Origin of the sequence: Brevibacillus ruminantium (genome assembly GCF_023746555.1) — a bacterium.
GTDB classification, from domain to species: Bacteria; Bacillota; Bacilli; order Brevibacillales; family Brevibacillaceae; genus Brevibacillus; species Brevibacillus ruminantium.
On record NZ_CP098755.1, the window covers coordinates 2,045,647 to 2,068,796 of the forward strand.

Genomic DNA, 23,150 nt, shown 5'->3' on the forward strand with positions numbered 1-23,150 from the left:
GGTGGTACCACGGGAGCCTTCTCTCGTCCCTATTGGGATGAGGAAAGGCTTTTTTACATTTTCTGTAGGAGTGGATTTGACGATGGATTATAGCAAAACGCTTGCGCTGCCAAAAACCGATTTCCCCATGCGCGGGAATCTGCCAGCCCGTGAGCCGGATATGCAGGCAAAATGGGACGAGATGGATATCTATCGAAAAGTGCAGGAGCGAACAAAAGGACGCCCGAGCTTTATTTTGCATGACGGCCCTCCGTACGCTAACGGGGATATCCATATCGGACATGCACTGAACAAGGTATTGAAGGACTTCATCGTCCGTTATAAATCGATGGCTGGGTTCGATTCCCCATACATTCCCGGCTGGGACACACATGGTCTGCCGATTGAACAGGCGATCATCAACGCTCAGGGATTGGATCGCCGCAGCATCGAGGTCAATGACTTCCGCAAGCGCTGTGAAGAGTACGCCTGGAGCTATATTGACAAACAGCGTGACCAGTTCAAGCGACTGGGGATTCGCGGTGATTGGGAAAACCCGTATGTAACCTTGCTCCCTGAGTACGAAGCTCGTCAAATCAAGATCTTTGGTGAAATGGCCAAAAAAGGCTACATTTACAAAGGCCTGCGCTGTGTATACTGGTCCCCGTCCTCAGAGACGGCACTGGCTGATGCCGAAATCGAGTACAAAGACAAACGCTCTCCATCCATCTACGTCAGCTTCCAGGTGCAGGATGGTAAAGGAAAGCTGGATACCGATACAGGTGTAGTCATTTGGACGACCACACCGTGGACCATCCCGGCGAACCTGGCGATCTCCCTGCATCCAGAGCTGGAGTATAACGTCGTTAAAGCGGACGGACGCAAATTCCTGCTGGCCAGCGGACTGGTGGAAGCGGCAAGCAAGGAAATCGGGTGGGAAAGTGTAGAAGTGCTGGCTTCCTTTAAAGGCCAAGAGCTGGAAGGCGTCGTAACCAAGCATCCGTTCTACGACCGTCCATCGCCGCTTATCCTCGGCGAGCACGTCACGCTTGATGCAGGTACAGGATGTGTACACACAGCTCCTGGCCACGGGGAAGACGACTTTGCGATTGGGCAAAAATACGGCCTTGGCGTTCTGTGTCCGGTCGATCACGAAGGAAAAATGACCAAAGAAGCGCCAGGCTTTGAAGGCTTGTTCTATGAAGATGCCAACAAGCTGGTTACTGAAAAGCTGAACGAAACGGGGTCATTGCTGAAGCTTGGCTTTATCACGCACTCCTATCCGCATGATTGGCGGACGAAAAAGCCGGTGATCTACCGTGCGACGGAGCAGTGGTTTGCCTCCATCGACGCATTCCGCGACAAAATGCTGGAAGCGATCAAAAACGTACAGTGGATTCCGCATTGGGGCGAAACGCGTTTGGCCAACATGATCGCCGACCGCGGAGACTGGTGCATTTCCCGTCAGCGTGTCTGGGGTGTACCGATCCCGATTTTCTACTGCAAGGATTGCAACGAGCCGATTATCAACGATCAGACGATCGAGCATGTCTCCGAGCTGTTCCGCAAAGAGGGTTCCTCGGTCTGGTTTGCCCATGAAGCAAAAGAACTGGTGCCTGAAGGTCTGTCCTGCAACAAATGCGGCTGCACGGAATTCCGCAAAGAGACGGATATCATGGATGTCTGGTTTGATTCCGGCTCCAGTCATGAAGCGGTGCTGAGAGAGCGCGGCTTAAACTGGCCTGCCGATATGTATCTGGAAGGCTCCGACCAATACCGCGGGTGGTTCAACTCTTCACTTTCCACGGCCGTTGCGGTCTATGGCACCGCGCCGTACAAAGCGGTTCTGAGCCACGGCTTCACCCTGGATGGTGAAGGGCGGAAGATGTCCAAGTCGCTGGGCAACACCATCGTACCGCAAGAAGTCATCAACAAGCTGGGTGCGGATATCCTGCGTCTGTGGGTGGCATCGGTAGATTATCAGGCGGACTCGCGAATTTCCGACGCCATCTTGAACCAGATTGCAGAAGTGTACCGCAAAATCCGCAACACCTTCCGATTCCTGCTGGGGAACCTGGATGGCTTTGATCCGGCAAAAGATCGCGTGGACTACGAGCAATTGAGCGAACTGGATCGTTTTGTCCTGGCCAAGGCAGCACAAGTCGTCAAACGTGCACGCAAGGCTTACGATGAATACCAGTTCCATACGGTATTCCATGCCGTGCATAATTTCTGCGTGATTGACTTGTCTGCTTTCTACCTGGATATCTGTAAAGACCGCCTTTATGTCGAAGCGCCAGACAATGTGAAGCGTCGTGCTGCCCAAACCGTCATGTACGATTGCCTGTTGAGTTTGGTGAAGCTGGTAGCGCCGATCCTGCCGCATACAGCAGATGAGGTATGGAGCTTTATTCCAGGCGTAGTTGAGCCAAGCGTGCAGCTTACCGATATGCCGGATGCAAATAAACAGCACCTCGGATTTGCACAGGATGCCCTGAACAAATGGAACGCTTTCCTTGCGATCCGCGACGAAGTGCTGAAGGCAATGGAAGAAGCGCGCCGCAACAAGGTATTTGGAAACTCCGTAGACGCGAAGCTGGCTCTGTATCCGCAAACGGAAGAAGTGGCAAGCGTCCTGTCCTCCATGGAGGATCTGGCTGACCTGTTTATCGTCGCTCATGTCGACTTACACCCGCATGGTACTGCGGCTCCTGCTGAAGCGACGGCTTTGGAGGGCATCACCGTTGTGGTGGCGGCTGCGGACGGCGAAAAATGCGAGCGTTGCCGTGTCGTCAAGCAAGACGTTGGCGCAGACAGTGCCCATCCGACCATTTGCAAACGTTGTGCGACCATTGTCAACGAAAACTACGCTGGTGTCTCAGAGTAATCAATAAAAGAATCAAGTGCAAAAATAGCGGACTTTCAAGCCGCCCCGGCCTTTTTGGCATCGGGGCGGCTTTTTTTTCAAAAAATGGTCCTTTCTCTTTTGATCATTAAAAAATCCAGGAAGAAGCAGAATGTACGGAGAAGAATCATGTTTCCCTGCGGTGCGACTGTGGAGCCCGGCTCAGCGGAGCAGCGGATGGCGGGAAACAGGGCCGCAACCTTGGGATGACCTCGGAGCGACACGGCTTTTGCGGCCCCCCGTCAGCCGCTGAGGAGCGGACAGTGAATCATCCATGCAGGGCGGAATACGGAGCCAAGCAGGGAAACATGATTCTTCTCACCCCGGCTTCGTAACCCGGGCCGAGGTCCGAGATGAACCCAAAGGCTACCTATCAACAGAATAATCGCTCAAAACTTTTAAAAGAACACCTGCAATTTCCTCGTCATCTTGAACCCTGCCATAGCCCACCCTCATCAGAGCACGGACTCGGGTTAAAGTTGTGTGGGAATAGACATACTACCCTTCAGGGATAACAAAGGAAGGACGGTGTCATACGTGGACAAAGAGAAACTGGCCCGCTTCAGGGAGCAACTGCTGGAGCAGAAAAAGGAACTGGAAGACCGGGTGCAGGATCATTATGGCATGCGTGAACCGATGACGACCTCTTTACAGGAATTTTCCATGTACGATAACCATCCGGCCGATATCGGCACGGAGATGTTTGAGCGAGAAAAGGATCTGGCCCTCGACAGTCTGGATCGAGAGACATTGAAAGAAATCGATCAGGCACTGACCAGAATGGAAGAAGGCACCTACGGCGTATGTACCGTCTGCGGGGAGAAAATCCCGGAAGAGCGTCTGGAAGCCCTTCCCCAAGCGCAAACCTGCAAGGAGCATGCACCCGCACCCAATATCAATCACTCCCGCCCGATTGAGGAGGAGTTTTTGCAGCCGCCATTTGGGCGAACCTCGCTGGATGAAAAGGAAGGACAAAACGGTTTCGATGGAGAGGACGCCTGGCAAATCGTAGAGGCATGGGGTACATCCAGTACACCATTTTCCTTTGTCGATAACGACAAGACCGATTACAAGGAAATGTATATCGAAAGCGATGAGCCGGACGGGTTTGTGCAGGCCGTCGAGGAGATCGGCTACACGGACATACACGGCTATCATGGACCTGACAGCATCAAATTCATGCGAAGCGGCACATATGAAGAGTACATGCGCAAAGGGGAGGGTAAAGGACAATTCCTTTCCTATGAAGAGGCTCTGGAAGAGCGAGCCGAGCGAGAAGGGCGCAATGACTTGATGTAAACCAGGGGGCCAGACAGTGACATGCAAATCGCGCGCGTGGAGACGTTTCCTTTGCTGCATAGGCTCAGTCAGCCGTATGGGGACGCCAATGGGTATAAAAAATATCGAAGCTGCTTTCTGATACGAATTACCACCCAATCGGGTCTGGAGGGTTGGGGAGAAGCGGTGGATTGGCTGCCCACTCTGGAAAAAGGATTTGTCGAGCGGATTACCCCGTATCTGCTGGGGAAGATGGCGACAAATCGCTTGGATCTGGTTGCGACAATCGCAAAATGGCATCAACGATCCGCGACTGCTGTCAGTATGGCGCTGACTGAAATCCTTGCCAAAAAAGCGGGAGTGTCCCTGTGTGATCTGTGGGGGGGAGCCTTGCATGAGAAGATCCCTGTCTACGCTTCCTTTCAGTCCTATACCGACCGGGAAGATTGGCCACTCCATGCTGTCCGCCATGTGGAGTCGCAAATACTCCAAGGCTTTCGGCAGGTGAAAGTAAAAGTAGGCGGCCGCCCCTGGCAAGAAGATCGCAAGCATATTGAAAGACTGAAGGCGTCTATCCCTGACCATATACAGGTTGCGCTTGATGCCAACCAAAGCTACGACCTGGCGGAGGCACGAAAATGGGAGCAGGTCTTTTCCCGGTATGGCAACTGGCTGTGGCTGGAGGAACCTATGCCGATGTCCAGGACTGCCGAATATGAGAAATTGCGCCCGCTGCTCTCCGTTCCGCTGGCAGGTGGCGAGAATTTGATTAGATGTGATCAGTTTTTACCTCTGTTAAAGATGGGGGCCGTTGATATTACACAGCCCGATCCCATGCATGCAGAAGGAATCGACAGCTTTCGGGAAAATGTCCATCTGGCCCGGAATTTTGGTCACCGCGTCTCCCCTCATGTATATGACGGTGCTCTCTCACGTCTTTATGCCATTTGTGTTCAGGCCTGTTTGCCCGCCTGGAGCAAGATGGAGGGCGAGTCGATTGAGCCAGTGGAGTGGGATGTGATGGAAAATCCGTTTACCTCGCTGTTTCCGCTGGCCATGAATAATGGATATGTAGGTGTTCCCAAAGCGGTGGGGATCGGTGTGGAACCCGATTGGCAGATTATAGACAAGTTGCGCTGGGATGGCGGCGCATATGTCTAATACGAGGAGATAGGAAATGGCGCAAAACACAAAAAATCTGATAGGTTTGACTGGGATACCGCTGGTCATGGTGCTGGGCAACTCGATGCTCATCCCTGTTTTGCCCACAATGAAAGCGAAGTTGGATTTGACTGCCTTGCAGACGAGCTTTCTGATAACGGCATTTTCCATCTCGGCCGGGATTGTGATCCCGCTTGCCGGTTATCTGTCCGATCGGTTCGGACGTAAAATTGTCATCATCCTCTCCCTGGCCTTGTACGGAGTAGGCGGACTCGTGGCTGGGCTCGCAGCCCTCTGGTGGGATAAACCGTACATGGTCATTATGCTGGGGCGCGTGCTGCAAGGGATAGGGGCGGCAGGAACAGCTCCGATTGCGATGGCACTCGCAGGCGATCTGTTCAAAGGGGCATCGGAAAGCCGCGCACTTGGCTTGATGGAAACCTCCAATGGCCTGGGAAAAGTGCTAAGCCCGATTTTTGGCTCTCTGCTTGCAATGATTGCCTGGTACATGGTGTTTCTGGCATTTCCCATCATCTGCGGTGTCATCCTGTTGCTTTTTCTCTTCTTTACCAAAGAGAAAAAGCAGGAGAAGCAACCGCTGCCGATCCGCCAGTACCTGAAATCGATCGGGCAGGTATTTCGCACGCACGGCCGTTGGCTGATACCCGCTTTTTTTATCGGGAGTATTTGTCTGTTTACGCTGTTTGGCGTTTTGTTTTATTTATCTGATCTGCTGGAGGACAAATATAAGATCGACGGCTTGCTGAAAGGTGCTTTTTTAGCGGTTCCCTTGTTGGTCATGAGCATTACGGCATATGTGACCGGACTCATCATCAAAACGAAGCTGGGGTTAATGCGCCTCTTCGTGATTATTGGGATGTTCATGCTCGCTACTTCGTACGTGATCGCAAATTTTGTCAAAGGCGCCTATGCCCTGACCGGGGTCTTGATCATCGGAAGTGTGGGGACGGGTATGATCCTCCCTTGTCTGAACAGCATGATTATCGGAGCCGTGCAAAAATCAGAGCGGGGTATGATTACGTCGCTGTACAGCGGTGTCCGTTTTATCGGCGTGGCGGTGGGGCCTCCGGTCTTTACTTGGCTTTTGAATCTGTCACGGAGCGTCATGTTCCTCTCGATCGCAGGTTTGGCAGCAGTCTTTGGAGTTGTGGCGATTTTCTTTTTAAAGCCAAAGCAAGCAGCAGCGGGGTCTTCCAAGCAGCAGGCCGAATCAGGATCGTCTTCACAGGAGGACGATGAAAAAGCTAAGCAAATGGAAGCGATGCAACAAATTGCAGAAATTCTGGGCGTTCAATCAGAGAGTGAAGAAGAGAAGCGCAGGGTGAAAGCGATTCGCCAATTAGGCTTTGATCCGAACGACTTAATGAAGCACTTGTTCAGCCCAAAGGGGAAAAAAGAGAAAGAAAAAAGCTGACAGGCATTCACCCCGCAGCAGGGGATGGCTGTCAGCTTTCTTTTTTTGGAGATGAAGTAAACGGATGTTCACTCAACCTCGTCAATGTGTATGGATAGACATCGTCATAAAGATAGCGGCTGAAAGGAGATTGCCCTTTTACATTCTCTGGGATTTCATCAAACCAGATGGCACCCTCTACATCGGTGCCGATCGCTTGTTCCTGCAGAGAAAGCACCCGGGCGACGTAGATGTCCTTAACCATGTCATTTCCCACGGTGTATTGACCAATTCTTTCGATTGCGTCCAGCACTGCGCCGGTCTCTTCAAAGGTCTCCCGAATGGCTGCGGCGATACTGGTTTCACCGGGCTCTACTTTCCCCCCAGGCAGTTCGATCCCGCGCAAACGATGGCGGGTGAATAGCAGCTTCCCCTGCCAAAAGGGAAAGATCAGCACGTGTTTGGCGACCCGCTGCTGGTAGACAGCAGGGTCATAGGTAAGGGTTGCCGGATAGCCAAAATCATCGAGAAAATGATGCATGGGGTCATTGCTCCTTTACTTGGAGGGAAATATGCTTGACTGCTTTCATGGCTTGACCGATGGCCAGAGAGAGACTGGCGTATTCTGCACCGTTAGTCACGTCACCGACCGCATAGATCCAGGAGGAGCCCGTACCTTCTGTCTGCTGAAGCGGCCCCGCCAGAAGGTAGCCATCCTGATTTATGCCGAGAAACTGGTCTAGTCCATCCAGGTTGGCATGCACGCCGATCCTGGGCAAAATCCGGTCAACGTGGAGCGAAGCAGGGACATTGGCACGCGGCGAATGCAAGGTGAGCACAACTTTTTCGCCCTCTTCGCGATAATCTGTGATGTTCGTTTCCCAGAAAATCTGCAGCGACGGATGGCCCTCGAGCAATTCGGCCCATTGAGCACGGGCGCGCAAATGATTGCGACGAACCAACAGATAGACCGCTCGTGCATGCGGGATGAGATTATGTACACTTTCCGCAGCCCGATCCCCGCCACCGATAACAGCGACATCCAGTCCGGCTACACTTTTGGCTTCCGCGGTGGTGGAGAACCAGGGAGACAACAGCCGGGAACAGCCATCCAGGGCGGGAATCTCGTTCGGGCTTACACCTGTAGCGATGATGAGGTAATCGACCCGATACGTCGTTCGGCTGGTCGTGACCGTTCTGCTGGAGGGATCAATCGCGGTGAGAGATTCTCCCAAGCGAATCGACTGTTTTTGCAAGGCTGGATGGGAAAGCAGTTCCCGCCTAAGCGCCTCTCCATCTGGATAGATACCGGGCGGAAAGTCCCAAATGGCATTGCGAATCTGGGATAGCTGCCCGCCCAGTTGTTCCTCTCTTTCGATGAGCACACAACGAAGTCCAAGACGCTCGCACCAAATGGCGGCAGACATCCCCGCAATGCCGCCGCCAACAATTAGTACCTGTATATGTTCCACACGAGTCCCCCTCTTCCCTAAAAGAGACTGTTGAACAACCTCTATATTGCGTTATTATGCGAATATGGATAGCTTTAGACTACCCCTTTCACAGGGCGAGTGCAAGAGTGTCGTGGGGACAAAAGGATGCATCATCAGTCACGGGCCGTCAAAGTTTTACAAAAACGCTTTCAGATATGGTAGAATGATACATAATTTTACAAGAAGATGAACTTCTCTGTCTTTGAGGGAGTGACTGGACGTTGGAGAATACGCAGAAAAACGGGGTACCGACAGCGAAACAAAGACGGGCAAAGCGGAATAAAAAAGGTCTTCGGCTCTGGCTCATGCTGACGAGTTGCTTTCTGATAATGGCGTTGATCGTCGGTGGAGGTTACGTACTCTCCAAGCTGGATGATACGCTGGACGAGGTCACGGATGACCCGTACAAACTGCCGGATCAGCCTGTGGTGGAACAGAAGTACGAAGAAAACAAATCGCTCTCCATCTTGATCATTGGTACGGATACGAGAAAAAATGAAGGCATGCTGAATACGGATGTCTTGTTGCTCGCAGTCGCAGACCCCGATGACAAAAAAGTGACGATGGTCTCCCTGCCGCGTGATACCAGGGTAAAGATTCCCGAGTACCCGGATTACCATAAGATCAACGGTGTATTCGCGCTTGGCGAGGGAATCCGGCAGCGCGCAGAGAAAAAGGGAGAGCCCGTCACAGAAAATGGCGTTACGCTGTTGAAAAAAACTGTTGAAAGCATGCTGGGGATTCCCGTTGACCACTACATACTCCTTGACTTCGACGGCTTCAAGGCCGCCATCGACAAACTGGGAGGGGTGGAGGTAACAGTAGATCGCGAGCTGGTCTACGAACTTCCGAGCGGTGGTGTCTACCGTACGCTTAAGCCTGGCAAACAGGTGCTGAACGGGGAGCAGGCTCTCGGGTTTGTACGGCACCGAGTAGACAGACGAGGGTCAAGATTTGATTCCAGCGACTTCGACCGGAACCGGCGCCAGCAGGAAGTCATCCGGGTCGTGACCGACAAGATGACGTCGGCTGATGGATTGACCAAAGCGCTGGCCGTTTTGGAAACGGCAGGGAAACACGTAAAGACAGACCTGTCCAAGGATCAGATCAAGGGCTTGGCGCTTGATTTTCGGAGCTTCTCCTCGGACAAAATCGTCTCACTTGACAATGGTGCTGTATGGCAGTATCCCTATACTGTATGGCCCCGAGAAAGCATGAACGAAGTTCGCCGTATTTTGCTCAGTGAGCGAGGCATAAAATCCGAGATAGCCATGAGCGATGCGGCGATATCGGATGTAGCGCGAGCAGAGCCGCGCAAGCCCAGCACCGGAACACAGTCGACGACGGGAAGCAATGCGAACTCTCCGAAGCCGCAGGACCCGAAACTGGTGGGTGAACAGACAAAGCCGGCTACTCCGGCAGCTTCAACGAAACCGCCAGCCAAGGCACAGCCAGCGAATCATCAGGGTGAAAACGCTCCGCCACCAGACATTGGCGGGGGCGAACTGGCTCCTGAAAACATGCCTCCTCCTGATATCATCAGCCCGCAGCCATGGGAGCCCAACACACCATCCATGGAGCAGAATGGCGGACAAAATGGATAGGAAAACAAACGAAACGACTGTAACGATAAAAACGACAGACGAAGAAACCTAGAAACGCATGAACGAGGGAGGCAGATCAGATGCCCTCCCTTTTTTCTTCTTTCCACGAACTGTAGGCCTTCAATTTCCACGTAACGGCTCGCAGGAGAGGAGAACCATGGTGTACAATAGAGCTTGAACAGAAGCGAGTAGGGAGAAATGAGATGAAGGTCGTCATAGCAGAGAAACCGGATCAGGCGATGAAGCTGGCGGGACCCTTTCCACATCGAAAAAAACAAGGATATTTGGAAATCACACCAAACCGTCTGTTTCCACAAGGGGCTGTCGTTACATGGGCCATCGGCCATATCTGCGAGCTGGTGCCCCCGGAAGCGTACAATCCAGCATGGAAAAAATGGTCCTTGCAGAGCCTGCCGCTGATCCCGGAAAAGTTTCGGCATCAGGTGACGAGAGCAAAAGCCAAGCAATTTGGCATCATCAAGCAGTTGCTGAGACGTCCAGATGTGCGAGAAATCATCCACGCCGGCGATGCCGGGAGGGAAGGGGAGCTGATCGTCCGCACAATTATTGAGCAATGCGGTGTGAAAAAGCCCATGAAACGCTTGTGGATTTCGTCTTTGACGGAAAAAGCGGTGGTTGCCGGATTTGAATCGCTTCTCGATGAAGTCGAAACAGCGAATCTCTATCAGGAGGCGTACAGCCGCTCCTGTGCTGATTGGCTGGTCGGAATGAATGCTTCCCGTGTCTATACCATCCTGTTAAAAAATAAGGGAATTCATGATGTGTTTTCCGCCGGACGTGTTCAGACGCCGACCCTCGCCCTGGTGGTCAAGAGGGAAAAGGAAATCGCCAATTTCAAGCCGGAGCCGTTTTGGGAGGTGCTGGCTACCTTCCAGATGGATGGAAAAATCTACGAAGGCACCTGGCAGAAGGATGGCGAGTCTCGAATCAAAGAGCCGGAATTGGCAGAGCGGATCACCGCGTTTTGTCGGGGTAAAGCAGCAAGCGTGGCAGAGGTCGTACAGGAGCGAAAGGAGTATCTGCCGCCCTACCTGTTTAACCTCTCGTCCCTGCAAGCGACAGCAAACCGGCTGTATAAGTTTTCACCGCAAAAAACGCTCGAGGTAGCGCAAAAGCTTTATCTGAAGGGGTATCTTTCCTACCCTCGTTCCGATTCCAGCTTTGTCACCTCGGAAGAAGCACGGACATTTCCCGAGATTTTAGCCAAGCTGGCAAAACAGTCCGATTTCAGCGGGTATTTCCCCACTGCCAAAAACTCAGTTGCGGGAGACAGGCGTTACGTCAACCAAAAAAAGGTGACGGACCACTATGCCATCATCCCCACGGAGCAGGTTCCGACAGTATCCAGACTTGCCGATGAGGAACGAAAAATTTACGATCTGGTGGCCCGGCGGCTGATTGCCGCTCACTGTGAAAGCGCCTTGTTTGATTATACAACCGTAATGACCCTGGTCGACGGGCGCGCCACGTTTGTCAGCAAGGGCAAAGTACAAATCCGTGCAGGCTGGAGGAGCGTCCTGTTTGATGAGGAAAAAGAGAGCGACGATGCGTTGCTGCCTCCGCTTGCAGAGGGTGAAGAGGGACAGGTACAAAAGGTAAAGGTAAAAGAAAGCAAGACACAGCCACCTAAGCGATATACAGAGGGGCAACTGATTACTTTGATGAAAACAGCGGGGAAGCATTTGGACAATCAGGAGCTGGAAAAGGTCCTGATGAAAACGGAAGGGCTGGGAACAGAGGCTACGCGGGCCGGGATCATCGGGATGTTGAAGCAGCGAAAATACATCGAGGTCAAAAGAAATCAGGTCTTTGCCACCCAAAAAGGCATGCTTCTCATCGAGGTGATCGGAGACAAGATCCTGGCCTCGCCGGAGATGACTGCGCGCTGGGAGCAGCGACTTGCTGAAATCGGGCAGGGTCAGGCATCCGCACAAGCTTTTATGGAACAGGTAAGAAAGCTGTCCCAGAAAATTGTGGATGATGCCGTCGAACAATCCGCGCATTGGAATCTGCAAAGCTATGAAGTGGCGGAGCTGCCGAAGCAAACTTCCCGGTTTCGCCTGGGGAAAAAGGTGGCAGAATGTCGGGTTTGCGGCGGCGATTTGGTAGACAAAGGAGATTTTTACGGCTGCGCCAATTACCAGAAGACGAAATGCAGTGTCACCGTGTCCAAGCTGATTATGGGCAAGAAAGTGACGGAAACCAATGTCAAAAAGCTGATGGAGCAAGGAAAGAGCAACAAGATCAAGGGCTTCAAAAAGGGACAGGACAGCCTTGATGGTTTCCTGGTCTGGGACGATCAGGAGAAAAAGGCAAAAGTGGAACAGGGGTGAGGGAAGTTTTTTTCGGGTTTCCCGATTGTTTTTGAAACTTCCGTACGATTGATCCGTAGGTATATAGTAGAGAAGAACAGCGACAAAAGTTGGGCTTCTGATTCCTTAGCTGAGGAGGAAATGAATCATGTCCATTTTTAAACGTTTACGTGACCTGACCATGTCAAATCTGTACGCGCTGATAGAAAAAGCGGAAGATCCGATTAAAATGACAGATCAGTATCTCCGTGATATGCAAGAAGATTTGGCAGAAGCGGAAAAGGCAGTAGCCGCTCAAATCGTTCTGGAAAAGAAATTCAAACAGTTGTATGAAGAGCAGGAAGCGCTTGTGAAAAAGCGGGACGAACAGGCTCATGTGGCGGCCCAGGCGAAAAATATCGACCTCGCCCGCAGAGCGTTGGAGGAAAAGAAAGCGGCCGAGCAGAAAATGGCCGAATACAAAGCTGGCTACGAGCAAAACAAGGCTGCTGCTGACAACCTGCGTGAAAAACTGACCGAAATGAAGAAGCAAATCACCGAGTTGAAAAACAAGCGGGAGACGCTGGCTGCTCGTGTGAACGCGGCCAAAGCTCAAAAGCAGATCAATCAGTCGATGTCTGGATTTGATTCCAGCACAGCCATGGCTGGCCTGAAGCGCATGGAAGAGAAAGCCATGCAGCTGGAAGCAGAGGCAGAAGCGAGCGGTGAATTGTACAAAAAAGAGTCGTCTCTCGATGACGAGATCGCCAAACTGAACAAGGATCAGCAGGTCGAGGACGAATTGGCTGCGCTGATGAAAAAATATGAGGGGTAAGCCGCTGATGCGGTTCCCCCTTTTCTTTCGCAAAGATTGAGCTGTTTGACCTTGAGCTGTGGAGGGATTGCGAGTGGCCTGGAGAGAAATTCTCGCCATGTTCGTCTGGACAGGCGCAGGTGCCATCCTGTTGTCTGTACTGATGTGGGTGGATTCGCTCTTTACCAAATACAATGATTTGACAGAGATGAAAAAGGGTAATGTCGCCGTGACAACCCGGTTCGTGATGAAGTTATTTGCCCAGGGATTCATTCTGTCGCAGTCAATCACGAAGTCCAATGATCTCTGGGAAGCATTGCTTGCTTCCGTGGTATCATTTGTGATTTTATTCTTGCTGGAATGGGTTGTGGAAAAAATACTGCAAGCAGTTGCGGGGCTCAACCTGGATGAAGGTACGAAGCAGGGAAAAGTCGCGTATGCGCTTCTTGCAGGCTCCTTCCACGTGGTAGGCGCCCTGATTATTGGCGCATGTCTGTAGGAACTGTCGTGTAGTGGAAAGAGAGGGGTTCAGTGATGAGTGTATGGAAGCGAATTCAAAACATCTTCGCCAAGCATGAGCTTCCTCAAGGGGAATTGAGCCTGCTGACGGTTGGACCTGGAGATGTCGTCGAGGTATCGCTATCGACCTATCAAGTGACGGGAAAGACTCGAAATCTCAACCGCAATGCGGTCATGCTTACCTTGCAGGATGGCAGCAGGATACGCTACCTTCTCATTGAAGAGCGGGAGCGGACGGTTTATCAGCTGTATGACATGATTGACGGCCGTCTGGATTCTCCGGAAGAGATTCCGACGACGATTGAGATGGATGATCATGCCTATCATTTAGAGGAGCAGTATTTTGGCAAAGTGACAGCACTTGGAAGCGCGCCGTTTCAAGCTTCCGGGGAGCAGCATGTCTGGCAGTATCAATCCGATGACAGGAGATTGCTTCGAATCGAGTGGCAAGACGGACGCTTTTTGCTTTATGAAGGGGAAAGTATTCTTCCGGCTGACGTACAGGTGTTGCGCGGAACTTAGGGGGGAGGAAAGTGCCACAGCAATTGATGAAAGCGATCAAACTCATCCTGATCCCTGCTTTGTTCCTGCTTGTGCTTGCCGGGTGCAATACGCAATCAGTAAGCAATAGCTATCCCTTGGAGTCCATCATCTCCAAGGATGGCGGGCAAACCTCCAAGATATATCGAGCGGAGAACAAAACCGTGCCGGAGGTCGCCCAGGAGCTATCCGAACAGAGAACGCCGGATGAAATCTCGAAGGAAGACGAACAGCATATGTTTCTCGTCTATTCCGACGAGTGGTACCATCTGCAACAGGATGAGGCCAAACCAAGCGATACAATCATTGAAGTGGATTCCAAGGAGTTCGTCCGCCAGAACTACGATCCTTCCTTTCTCGAAGGGTATATCCTTGGCAGCTTGTTAAGTGATCTGTTCCATGGACAGAAAAACTACCCCGGCTCTTACCGAGGATACACCAATAAGGAGGTTTACAAGCCTTCGGGTACCTACCGAACACCAACGGTTGAAGAGAAGAAGCAAACCCCGCCCATCACCACCCAGGGAAAAGGAAGCATTATCAAGCGGGGGACGAACAAAACAGACACAACCGTCGGATCGGATGGAAGTCTCACCAAGAAAAGGGTAGACACCTCCAGTGGATCTACCGGAAAGATTACTCGTTCAAGTGAGAAGGGTGCAAGTTACTCAGATGGTTCCAGTTCAAGCAAGAAATCCTCATCCTCCATCTTTTCTCCACCCAAACGATCATCAGCGCCACGTACCAAGGTCGGAGGCTACGGACGCATTACCAAACGAAGATGACCCGCTCGAAGCAGAGCGGGTTTTTGTTTTGTTCAGCGAGAGGTGCAGAAAGCTCTGAGGTGAATCGACAACCGGATTAATATATTGTTATAGTTATTTTATAATAACTGTTATAACAAAAATATCAGGTTATTTACATATTTCAAGAACTGTATTATTATAATTTTGTATCTGTATTACATGGAGAGGCAATTCTAATCAGATCCAAAACCAGTGAATGAAAAGAGGGAGAGGAAATGTTGAATCGGAACCATGTTACCACTCATCATCTGGAGACTTTTCCGGATACGGAAGGCGGCAAGCGTTTTCAACAGGCTTATGAAGCCAGCCTTGGACTTTGGCCGGTTGCGTACGAAAGGTTCTATGTTCCCACCAGATTTGGCCAGACGCATGTCGTGGCATGTGGGCCGGCTGACGCAGAGCCGTTGGTTCTGTTGCATGGGGCCTTGTTCAGCTCGAGTATGTGGTACCCCAATGTTGGAGAGTGGAGCAAGCAGTATCGCGTATATGCCATCGACGTTTTGGAAGATCAAAATTTGAGTATCCCCACAGTGGGCTGCAGGAACAGAACGGATTTCAAAGAGTGGATGATTGAAATCTTGCAGCATTTGCACATTCAAAAGGCAAAACTGGTGGGCTTATCGCTGGGCGGTATGCATGTCATCAATCTGCTGGTACAGGCTCAGGAATGGATTGAGCGGGTTGTCGTCATCAGTCCGGCCGAATCATTTGTTCCGTTTCACCCGGATTTTTACACCTACGCCTACGGTTTGTTTCAACCAGGAGGGGTGGAGCGATTTGTGGACTGGATGTTTGCGGACCGCTATACCATCCCGGCCCCGTTTTTACAACAGTATCGTGCGGCTATCAACTGGTTGGGTGAGAAAGAAAGCCGCCCTCCCGGAGAAAACGGTTTTCCATATGTGTACTCCGACGAGGAGCTGTCATCCATACACGTACCTGTCCTGCTGCTGCTCGGAGAGAAGGAAGTCATTTACGATCCGCGGGCAGCACAAGAGCGTGCAAAAAGATTAGTGCCGGGAATCGAGACCATGATGGTCCATGGAGCAGGGCATGTCCTCTCCATGGAAAGACCTTCATTTGTGAACAAAGCAGTCACGGCGTTTATGAGGGACGACGGTCGAGCAGAAAAGCGAGAGGGATAAAACGATAAGCAGGAAAAACAGAGGTGTCTCCCCAAAAGCTCAGCTTTTGGGGGCACCTTTGTTTCGTTATACGGTATTCAAGCCAGAATAGGGCAGGTGCCTAACACCGGGCATGGGTAAACATCATAGAGTGATAGTGATTAGTCAAAGACCCACATAAGGAGGTTTCATCATTGTACTCCCAGTATCGAGTCTACTTTCCGTACATCAGTCCGTTCGACCCGTGTCCGCCGCAGCGCGTCAAGTCATATGTGGTGCCCCCCCAATTATTCATACAGTTTCAACCTCCCAATCTCCCGCAATTTTCACCCCGGGAGGCCCTCCAATACGGAACACTGTGGCCAGATTTGTTCAGCCCCTATGAGGGGCGCAGCGGCAGAAGAGAAGAAGGGAGGAGGAAAAAATGAGCGAAACCACTCCGGTCGATGAACGGTACTATCAGCTGTTACTCGAACTGCAAGCACTCGACTTTGTGCTGGTGGAATTGACACTCTATTTAGATACGCATAGCAATGACTTTGATGCCCTTCAACAATTTAACCAAATCTCCGAGCAGCGTTGGAAAATCGCTTGTGAATTTGAAGAAAGCTATGGTCCGCTATTGCAATTCGGTCTCAGTTATTCGCGATACCCCTGGCAGTGGAACGACACACCCTGGCCCTGGCAGGTATAAAGACGAGGAGGAGAACACATCGTGTGGGTATATGAAAAAAAATTGCAGTATCCTGTCCGGGTAAGCAAATGTGATCCGCGCATGGCCAAATTTTTGCTGGAGCAATACGGCGGAGCAGACGGTGAACTGGCCGCAGCCCTACGCTATTTGAATCAGCGCTACTCGATTCCAGATAAGGTCATTGGGTTGTTAACGGATATTGGGACCGAAGAATCAGTACACTACAGATATCGATAAAAATGCGCTCTTATATTTTTGGAAGCTTCGGATACAGCACGAGAGTAAATTGATTGATCGCCTCTGGATTCCACCTCCCACCTCTTTCTTTACGATAAGTCGCCTGTTCCACAACTGATTTCAGCATTGCGTTTTTCTTTCCAGGATCGTCTGTTTTTTGATAAACCTCAATGACGTGTTCAACCTTCGGAATTGTTTCCACCCTAGCAGCTATTCGCTTTTGTTCAAGCTCTATTTCTTTTTCAGCTTGGGCAATAGTTTCCCGTATCTCATCGATCTGTTTCGCAAGAGATTGAGAACGTTCCATAAACACTTCGATTGAATAAACTTTTAACTCCAACAGGTTGTGGGCTTCGTTTTTTTGGTTATTCAAATCATCAAATTTTTTTCTTAATGATTTAAGCATTTCTTCATGGGCTTTCAACTTCATTTGGTCGGTTCTCTTTGTTTTGGGCTGCTTATCTTTCCACTGTGCCTTGTATGATTTTAGCCATTCTCGAAGAGACTGGAGTAATCGTTCCTCGATGATGTGAAAATAGGAACTGACGTTGGGGCAATCTTGACTCGGACAGATAATAGATGATGGATTTTTGTCTCCATAAGGCCGCAACACCATAGGTCCACCACATATATCACACCGTATTAATCCTGCGAGAGGATTGCTTATTTTCCCCCGTGGAGCTGGAGTGTGGCCATGATCTTGCATGATATTTTGAGCAAGATCAAACGTAGCCTCATCAATTAATGGCGGGTGCATCCCAACTACTTCGACCCATTGATCCCTGGGCTTTCTCGGCCTGCTTTTTCCATCACGTCGTTTGATCAGAGGACGGGAGCCCCATCGTACCCGACCAATATAGACGGGGTTTCGAAGTAGACCGTTTATCGTGGCCACCGTCCATTTACTATTTCGAGCTGTAGGAACCCCCATCGTATTTAAGTGCTTTGCCAAACGAGCAGTACCCATACGCTTTTCTGGATCTGGGTCAGTGTATAGAGAAAAGATCAATCGCACGATCGGAGCTTGATCTGTGTTCGGTTCGAGCGACCAACCCTTGCCAGGGAGCTTTACCCGCTGATAGCCATAGGGGGGAGTGTTTCCCACATATCTTCCGTCCCTCACACCATCAACCCGCCCTCCTTGCAGGCGCCTCGTCGTCGTCTTAAATTCCCTACGAGACATAAAAAGACCAAACTCAAAATATTCTTCGTCGTCGGAGTTTTGCGGGTCATAGACACGCATTGGGGTGACAATGAGAGTGTTCGAGTATTTAAAAGCATTTGCTACGATCCCCTGATCCATCGTATCCCCACGGGCTAGACGTTCCACTTCGACTACGAGTATCCCGGTCCATTGCTCGTTTTCCACATCCTCAAGCAGCCGAATCATTTCAGGACGTTCTGAAATTCTTTCTCCTGATGTGGCAGGTTTTTCGCTGTAGATTTCTGTTATGGTGATACCGTAGCGTTTCGACAATTCGATCAAGATACGCATATGGCGTTTATAGGTGTCTTCCTCGCCTCGGGCCTCTGCCTCAAGATCAATTCGTGATTTTCTGAGGTATGCAGCATATTTTCCATAAGGAAGTCTAGACAAGACATTCACCTTCTTTAATTCGAACAATCATTTTATGTAAGAAACACAGTGTAAGGTGAGTACCATTTATACTATTCTGGTACAAAGTGCAACTATACAAAAACATTTATCTTCAGTAATTTCGCCAGGTCTGCAACTTGGATGACCAAATGGTCAATAGATGGCCCAGCCACTTTTACAAACAAGGGCAGTCCCCTAAGTAACACCGCATATACATCCCCCGAAGGGAGTGGGTGATGTGCGCAAAAAAATCGAGAATCCAAACATCGTGGAGACCTACATCATTAATGGCTCCACCATCCACATTGCTGACAATTGTATCCGAACCGACCCTCAGGAAATTGAGAAAATCATTGACGACTTTCATGCAGCAGGATGGGCAATACACCAAGAAGGTGAAAACAAGGCCGGTTAATCACCGGCTTGGAAGGACAAGCCTCACACAACCGAAAAGAGTACCGAAGAGCAGAAGCGAGAAGGAAGATGGAGAACAGTAGCCATTTCGCAGTGTACTGGCCGGACATGGATACATAGTGGAGAAATCTGCCTACAGGTGCAATAGTGGCGGTTGGGGAATGGGTGGACTACCTGGAAGTAACGGGATGTAGGGAAGTGGGGGCAAGCTCTTATCGTAGGATAAAAATTGGAAAACATTGCATAGTGGCAAAGTAAGCGATTTAGAAAAAAAGAAGGCTGTCGAGGATTGATATGCTCCCCTTTAGGTAGACAGGTTTCATAAAAATACCGCTACTTGAAGGGGAGCTTTCTTTGTCAGTTTTACGGCCGGTTATTCAGCTGTAGTTTCCCAACCACTCTGACCTTGAAGGGGGGTTCTTAGGGCATAATGTTTCCTTGGCCCGGCATATTTCTTTTTGCGGCCGGGTTCTCCCTTTGCCACAGGCTTACTTTTCAAGACCAGGTTCTTTTTGCCGGCAGGTTTCTTCAACAACTGCTGTACAATGGTATAGCCGATCAGGTATGCTGGCGCGGTCGTATTGCCGTCCACGGTGAATGGAATGAGGGAATCATCGGCCACAACCAGGTTTTTCACCCCGTGCACATGCCCTTTGCTGTTGACTACGCCGCCCTCCGCAAGCGGTGCCATCCTTAGAGCGCCTTGCTGATGGTGGTTATGATCGAAATTTTGTTTGATGAACTCCTCCAGCTTACGGTCGTTATCGATAATGTCGTCTGTAGGGGTGGTGAGACGGTAAGTTGGGTCGATGCGCCGAAGTTCAGCTGCAATATTTTTGATATAGATTTTGTAAATGTTCTTTACCGCCTCCAGATCCGCCGGATGATCCAAAAATCCTTCGTCCGCCAGAACGATTTTGAGTGGATCGTTATTCTGGATGCGAATTGTCCCCCGGCTTTTCGGGCGCAGGTAGATAATGGCGATGGTAAGCGACTGACGCCCGCCGATTCCAACCAATTGCACCGCGCGGCGGTGTTTATCCGCCCCGGGCGCCGGATCGGGGAGGAATGCTCCACCGGTATAAAGAGCACTCGGATCGTTATCAGGGAGAGGTTTGTCCCCTGGATTAGTGGTAAAAGTAGCGAACGTAAGGGTATGGTTTCTCAATCCCTTTCCCACGTTCGGGTTATTGAACACTACGGGTATGCCTGCTGCTTGCAAATGCTTTGCCGGCCCAATTCCGGATAGCATCAACAGTTGACTACTATTGATCCCGGCAGAAATAATCACCTTCTTGCGAGCAAAGGCTTGAATGCATGCGCCCTCTTTTAGAAACTCTACGCCCCGGGCCCGCTTATCGGCAAAAAGCACGCGAATCGCCGTCGACTTGTACATAACTCTCAGCTTTCGGCTGTTAACACCACGGCCATTTGCAGCTATGATATCAGAGGAAAGAAAGGCAGTGGAGGAGCTTTCACGGTGCCCATTTGGCTTTTGAAACAATTGCCACCGGGTAAAAGGGCCGAGTGGTGTCTGTGGATCGTTGTAGTCAAGAATTTCCCGAAAACCGGTTGCCCGTGAAATAGCGGTAACCAGCTTCTTAGCCATAGCTGTCGGATTTTTTGGTGCTTGTCGGATGTCAACCGGGCCACGAAATCCGTGAGCTTGGGGATTATTTGATTCCCCGTTGTATTTCTCAATACGTTTAAATCGTTCAATGGCCCGTTTTGGTGACCATAATGCACCTAAAAGACTTTGCCATTCCCGCAGTACATCCGTGGTTGGTCTCACATACTGCTCGCCGTTTATGGAAGACCCCCCGCCAGAGAGGCGCCCCGTTGTCCACTCAAACGTCCGATCATCCAGATTGCTTTGGGGAACGCCTTCCCCTTGCCAGAAATATTGCGGAGAAAACTGCTCTTCCAATTCCGGAGCAAATGTAGAATCCTTAATGGGGGTATCCTTATCGTTATTTTCGCCCGCCTCTAGGACAAGAACGGAAGTATTCTTATCGTCCGAAAGTCTCTTGGCAATGATCGCACCCGCAGGCCCCGTCCCAACGACAATATAGTCGTACACCAAATTCTTACGATTGCTCATTTCCGCTTCTCCTTGGTTACATTATTGGGCTAATGTAGAATATTCCCCCGTTTTGTCCAAAGTGACATTGATGGTAGAATAATTGTTAAAAATGGATGAAGTCATTAAACGACTTCCGGAAAGTTTGATGATCAGACAGGTTATGTGTCCAGATGATTTTTTCCGCCAATGCAGCATCGGTGTTTTCCGAGAAACAATAAGTGAGAAAGATGTTCTGTTCATAGAAGGGCCAAATTATTGATAAATATAATGTACCGAAGAATTCGCACATCTGGAAATGATCGCCACCATGGTGTATAAGCTGACGAAGGATGCCACCCCCGATCAGTTGATCGAAGCTGGACTGGGCGCACACTTTGCTTCACACGACAACGCTCTTTTTTATGAAAATGCTTCTGGTGTCCCCTGGACAGCAGCCTATATACAAGCCAAGGGCGATCCCATCGCAGATTTGTACGAAGATATCGCCGCGGAAGAGAAGGCCAGAGCGACCTATCAATGGCTGATCGACATGACCGACGACGTCGATCTGCAGGACGGCTTGAAATTTCTCAGAGAGCGGGAAGTCATTCACTCGCTCCGCTTCCGGGAGGCAGTCGAGATTTTGAAGGAAGAGCAGGATCGGAAAAAGTTCTTTTAAAAAAGGGCCACCGTGCAGGTGGGCTTTTTTTATGTATGCTTGCGAGCAGGGCGCAATAAGATTCAATCCTTTGTTTATCAAGCTCTCTTAAATAGTCATCGTTTGGACAGATTCATCTCAAGCAGGTTCTCCACGATAGAACCATCCACGTTTTCTAACATCCCAAAAACACCTAAAGGCCTTTAGCCAAGGTGTGCAAGGGAGTAATGGTTGAGCGGATACCATTTACGCAAACCAATTGACATAGATAAAGCCGGTAAATGCAAAGAAATTCGACAGCAGATGAGCGAGGGTGCTTGGCAATATGGATTTGTATCGGTACGAAAACCAGCCCCACACAAGGCCCATAAACACAGCCCCGCCGACAAAGGCAAGGATGCCGCCGTCCATGCCAGAATCCTTTACCAGAGCTGGAGCCAGATGCCAGGAGCCGAACCAGAATGTGGGGTAGAGAAAACCAAGCCACAGATTATGGGGAAACAGAGAAGGGAATACACCGCGCCACAGCATTTCTTCCAAGGGTGCGTTCACGATGGCGAAGAGAAGGGCAAGCAGAATGACGTTTCTCCCAGCCAAGGGGGCATAGGGAAGGAAGACCGCCATGCAGGTGGCGATGGCCGGAAGGGCAACGAGTGCAGTCGCTATCCATTGTTTGTACGAAACATCAGCAGGGAATCGCCATAAAATGGAGGATGGAGGGCCAATGAACAAGAGGGTGACGGGAATGCACCATACGAGCCAATAGACGATATAACCGAGTAAATACCCCAAAGTATCGCCGTAGTGCCGTACCAAAAGCTGAAATACTGTGATTTGTGTCAAAACAAGTGCGGGAGCGATGACCAAAAGTGCTTTCTGTTTACTGGATAAAGTATTCATTACGGGATCCCTCGCAAGATATGGAAATGAAATAATTTTCACTATATCATACATGTTTCCAATATTGATCGACTGTATTGTTGAGCGAAGGAAATTTTTGCATTTGAAAATGATCGCCAGCATGGGATGGTAAAATTTGCTATAATGGAAGTTGTACGGAAGGAAAGTAAAAAGATAGACTGATATGTTTAAATCCGATTTCGTAAACAAAATCCCTAAATCGCGAACCTCAAGCTCACATAAAATCCCTGGAAGGCTCGCGCTCCGCTTCTGGCAAGGCTTTTCTGGGTTTTGGTACTGATTTTATAACTCACAGGGCTAACTTATTAAGAGGTTCGCGGAAATGATGTCCAAAAATCATGTGTAGCAAGGCTTTTGGACGTATGCTGTCGCTCCTTACGCAGGAGCGTGGATTGAAACGGGCAGATCGAGATCAACGTTGAAAGCGATAAAGTGTCGCTCCTTACGCAGGAGCGTGGATTGAAACCGGACGTTCGGCGCACCTTCCGCAGACGGTCAACGTCGCTCCTTACGCAGGAGCGTGGATTGAAACCTTGAGGAAGGGCTTTGCATAATAGAGCTTCCGACCGTCGCTCCTTACGCAGGAGCGTGGATTGAAACACGCAATCCCGTGGATCA

19 protein-coding genes, 2 pseudogenes, 1 CRISPR repeat array and 1 other annotated feature (2 of these 23 only partly in view) are annotated in these 23,150 nt (G+C 50.3%); of the genes and pseudogenes, 16 read left to right on the forward strand and 5 right to left on the reverse strand.

Annotation, left to right across the window (positions count from 1 at the left end; translation table 11 throughout):
- Positions 1 to 34: a binding site (T-box leader), on the forward strand; it begins 225 nt to the left of the window's first position.
- Between the two features lie 48 nt (positions 35 to 82).
- The 4 genes from ileS (at position 83) to NDK47_RS10020 (ending at position 6,758) form a co-directional block, all read left to right on the forward strand.
- Positions 83 to 2,866, forward strand: a complete 2,784-nt coding sequence (ileS, locus tag NDK47_RS10005; RefSeq protein ID WP_251874679.1) for an isoleucine--tRNA ligase — start codon at positions 83 to 85, stop codon at positions 2,864 to 2,866.
- Between the two features lie 555 nt (positions 2,867 to 3,421).
- Positions 3,422 to 4,183 (forward strand): TraR/DksA C4-type zinc finger protein, encoded by a 762-nt coding sequence (locus NDK47_RS10010; protein ID WP_251874680.1) that lies wholly within the window; start codon positions 3,422 to 3,424, stop codon positions 4,181 to 4,183.
- 21 nt (positions 4,184 to 4,204) lie between these two features.
- Positions 4,205 to 5,323: a mandelate racemase/muconate lactonizing enzyme family protein gene (locus NDK47_RS10015; protein ID WP_251874681.1), complete on the forward strand. Its 1,119-nt coding sequence runs from the start codon at positions 4,205 to 4,207 to the stop codon at positions 5,321 to 5,323.
- Positions 5,324 to 5,339: 16 nt separating this feature from the next.
- Positions 5,340 to 6,758, forward strand: coding sequence for an MFS transporter (locus NDK47_RS10020; protein WP_251874682.1), 1,419 nt, complete (start codon positions 5,340 to 5,342; stop codon positions 6,756 to 6,758).
- A 31-nt stretch (positions 6,759 to 6,789) separates the two neighbouring features.
- On the opposite strand, the gene NDK47_RS10025 is transcribed toward NDK47_RS10020, so the two are convergent.
- Both NDK47_RS10025 and NDK47_RS10030 read right to left on the reverse strand, forming a co-directional pair.
- Positions 6,790 to 7,278 (reverse strand): NUDIX hydrolase, encoded by a 489-nt coding sequence (locus NDK47_RS10025; protein WP_251874683.1) that lies wholly within the window; start codon positions 7,276 to 7,278, stop codon positions 6,790 to 6,792.
- A gap of 4 nt (positions 7,279 to 7,282) precedes the next feature.
- Positions 7,283 to 8,209 carry an NAD(P)/FAD-dependent oxidoreductase gene (locus tag NDK47_RS10030; RefSeq protein ID WP_251874684.1) on the reverse strand — a complete coding sequence of 309 codons (927 nt, stop codon included), beginning with the start codon at positions 8,207 to 8,209 and terminating at the stop codon, positions 7,283 to 7,285.
- 242 nt (positions 8,210 to 8,451) lie between these two features.
- Here NDK47_RS10030 and NDK47_RS10035 point away from each other — a divergent pair, with 242 nt between their 5' ends.
- The 10 genes and pseudogenes from NDK47_RS10035 to NDK47_RS10080 form a co-directional block, all read left to right on the forward strand.
- Entirely contained in the window at positions 8,452 to 9,834 is a 1,383-nt protein-coding gene (locus tag NDK47_RS10035) for an LCP family protein (protein ID WP_251874685.1), read from the forward strand.
- A 203-nt stretch (positions 9,835 to 10,037) separates the two neighbouring features.
- Positions 10,038 to 12,188 carry a DNA topoisomerase III gene (locus NDK47_RS10040; protein ID WP_251874686.1) on the forward strand — a complete coding sequence of 717 codons (2,151 nt, stop codon included), beginning with the start codon at positions 10,038 to 10,040 and terminating at the stop codon, positions 12,186 to 12,188.
- Positions 12,189 to 12,315: 127 nt separating this feature from the next.
- Positions 12,316 to 12,981, forward strand: coding sequence for a PspA/IM30 family protein (locus tag NDK47_RS10045; RefSeq protein WP_251874687.1), 666 nt, complete (start codon positions 12,316 to 12,318; stop codon positions 12,979 to 12,981).
- Between the two features lie 97 nt (positions 12,982 to 13,078).
- Positions 13,079 to 13,459, forward strand: a complete 381-nt coding sequence (locus NDK47_RS10050) for a DUF350 domain-containing protein (RefSeq protein WP_407653433.1) — start codon at positions 13,079 to 13,081, stop codon at positions 13,457 to 13,459.
- Between the two features lie 35 nt (positions 13,460 to 13,494).
- Positions 13,495 to 14,001, forward strand: coding sequence for a DUF4178 domain-containing protein (locus NDK47_RS10055; RefSeq protein WP_251874689.1), 507 nt, complete (start codon positions 13,495 to 13,497; stop codon positions 13,999 to 14,001).
- A gap of 11 nt (positions 14,002 to 14,012) precedes the next feature.
- Complete coding sequence (locus NDK47_RS10060; protein ID WP_251874690.1) at positions 14,013 to 14,804, forward strand: DUF4247 domain-containing protein; 792 nt, start codon at positions 14,013 to 14,015, stop codon at positions 14,802 to 14,804.
- A gap of 236 nt (positions 14,805 to 15,040) precedes the next feature.
- Positions 15,041 to 15,970: an alpha/beta fold hydrolase gene (locus NDK47_RS10065; protein ID WP_251874691.1), complete on the forward strand. Its 930-nt coding sequence runs from the start codon at positions 15,041 to 15,043 to the stop codon at positions 15,968 to 15,970.
- Between the two features lie 173 nt (positions 15,971 to 16,143).
- The gene (locus NDK47_RS10070) at positions 16,144 to 16,377 is read left to right on the forward strand and encodes a spore coat associated protein CotJA (protein WP_251874692.1); all 234 of its coding nucleotides are present in this window, start codon (positions 16,144 to 16,146) and stop codon (positions 16,375 to 16,377) included.
- A complete protein-coding gene (locus tag NDK47_RS10075; protein WP_251874693.1) occupies positions 16,374 to 16,643 on the forward strand; it encodes a spore coat protein CotJB in 270 nt (89 codons plus the stop codon). Before NDK47_RS10070 ends, NDK47_RS10075 begins: the two co-directional genes overlap by 4 nt.
- 21 nt (positions 16,644 to 16,664) lie before the next feature.
- Positions 16,665 to 16,865 (forward strand): annotated as a pseudogene (locus tag NDK47_RS10080) (manganese catalase family protein); the annotation flags it as partial.
- Between the two features lie 25 nt (positions 16,866 to 16,890).
- Here NDK47_RS10080 and NDK47_RS10085 read toward each other — a convergent pair.
- Positions 16,891 to 18,477, reverse strand: coding sequence for a recombinase family protein (locus NDK47_RS10085; RefSeq protein WP_251874694.1), 1,587 nt, complete (start codon positions 18,475 to 18,477; stop codon positions 16,891 to 16,893).
- Positions 18,478 to 18,715: 238 nt separating this feature from the next.
- On the opposite strand from NDK47_RS10085, the gene NDK47_RS10090 reads away from it, so the two are divergent.
- Positions 18,716 to 18,892 carry a hypothetical protein gene (locus tag NDK47_RS10090; RefSeq protein ID WP_251874695.1) on the forward strand — a complete coding sequence of 59 codons (177 nt, stop codon included), beginning with the start codon at positions 18,716 to 18,718 and terminating at the stop codon, positions 18,890 to 18,892.
- 372 nt (positions 18,893 to 19,264) lie between these two features.
- On the opposite strand, the gene NDK47_RS10095 is transcribed toward NDK47_RS10090, so the two are convergent.
- Positions 19,265 to 20,992, reverse strand: a complete 1,728-nt coding sequence (locus tag NDK47_RS10095) for a GMC family oxidoreductase (RefSeq protein WP_251874696.1) — start codon at positions 20,990 to 20,992, stop codon at positions 19,265 to 19,267.
- Positions 20,993 to 21,245: 253 nt separating this feature from the next.
- Between NDK47_RS10095 and NDK47_RS10100 the strand changes: the two are divergent.
- Positions 21,246 to 21,632 (forward strand): annotated as a pseudogene (locus NDK47_RS10100) (manganese catalase family protein); the annotation flags it as partial.
- Positions 21,633 to 21,857: 225 nt separating this feature from the next.
- On the opposite strand, the gene NDK47_RS10105 reads toward NDK47_RS10100, so the two are convergent.
- On the reverse strand, positions 21,858 to 22,511 hold the full coding sequence (locus NDK47_RS10105) for a CPBP family intramembrane glutamic endopeptidase (protein ID WP_251874697.1): 654 nt from the start codon (positions 22,509 to 22,511) through the stop codon (positions 21,858 to 21,860).
- A 388-nt stretch (positions 22,512 to 22,899) separates the two neighbouring features.
- A CRISPR array of direct repeats spans positions 22,900 to 23,150; the repeat unit is 32 nt (it continues 323 nt past the right edge of the window).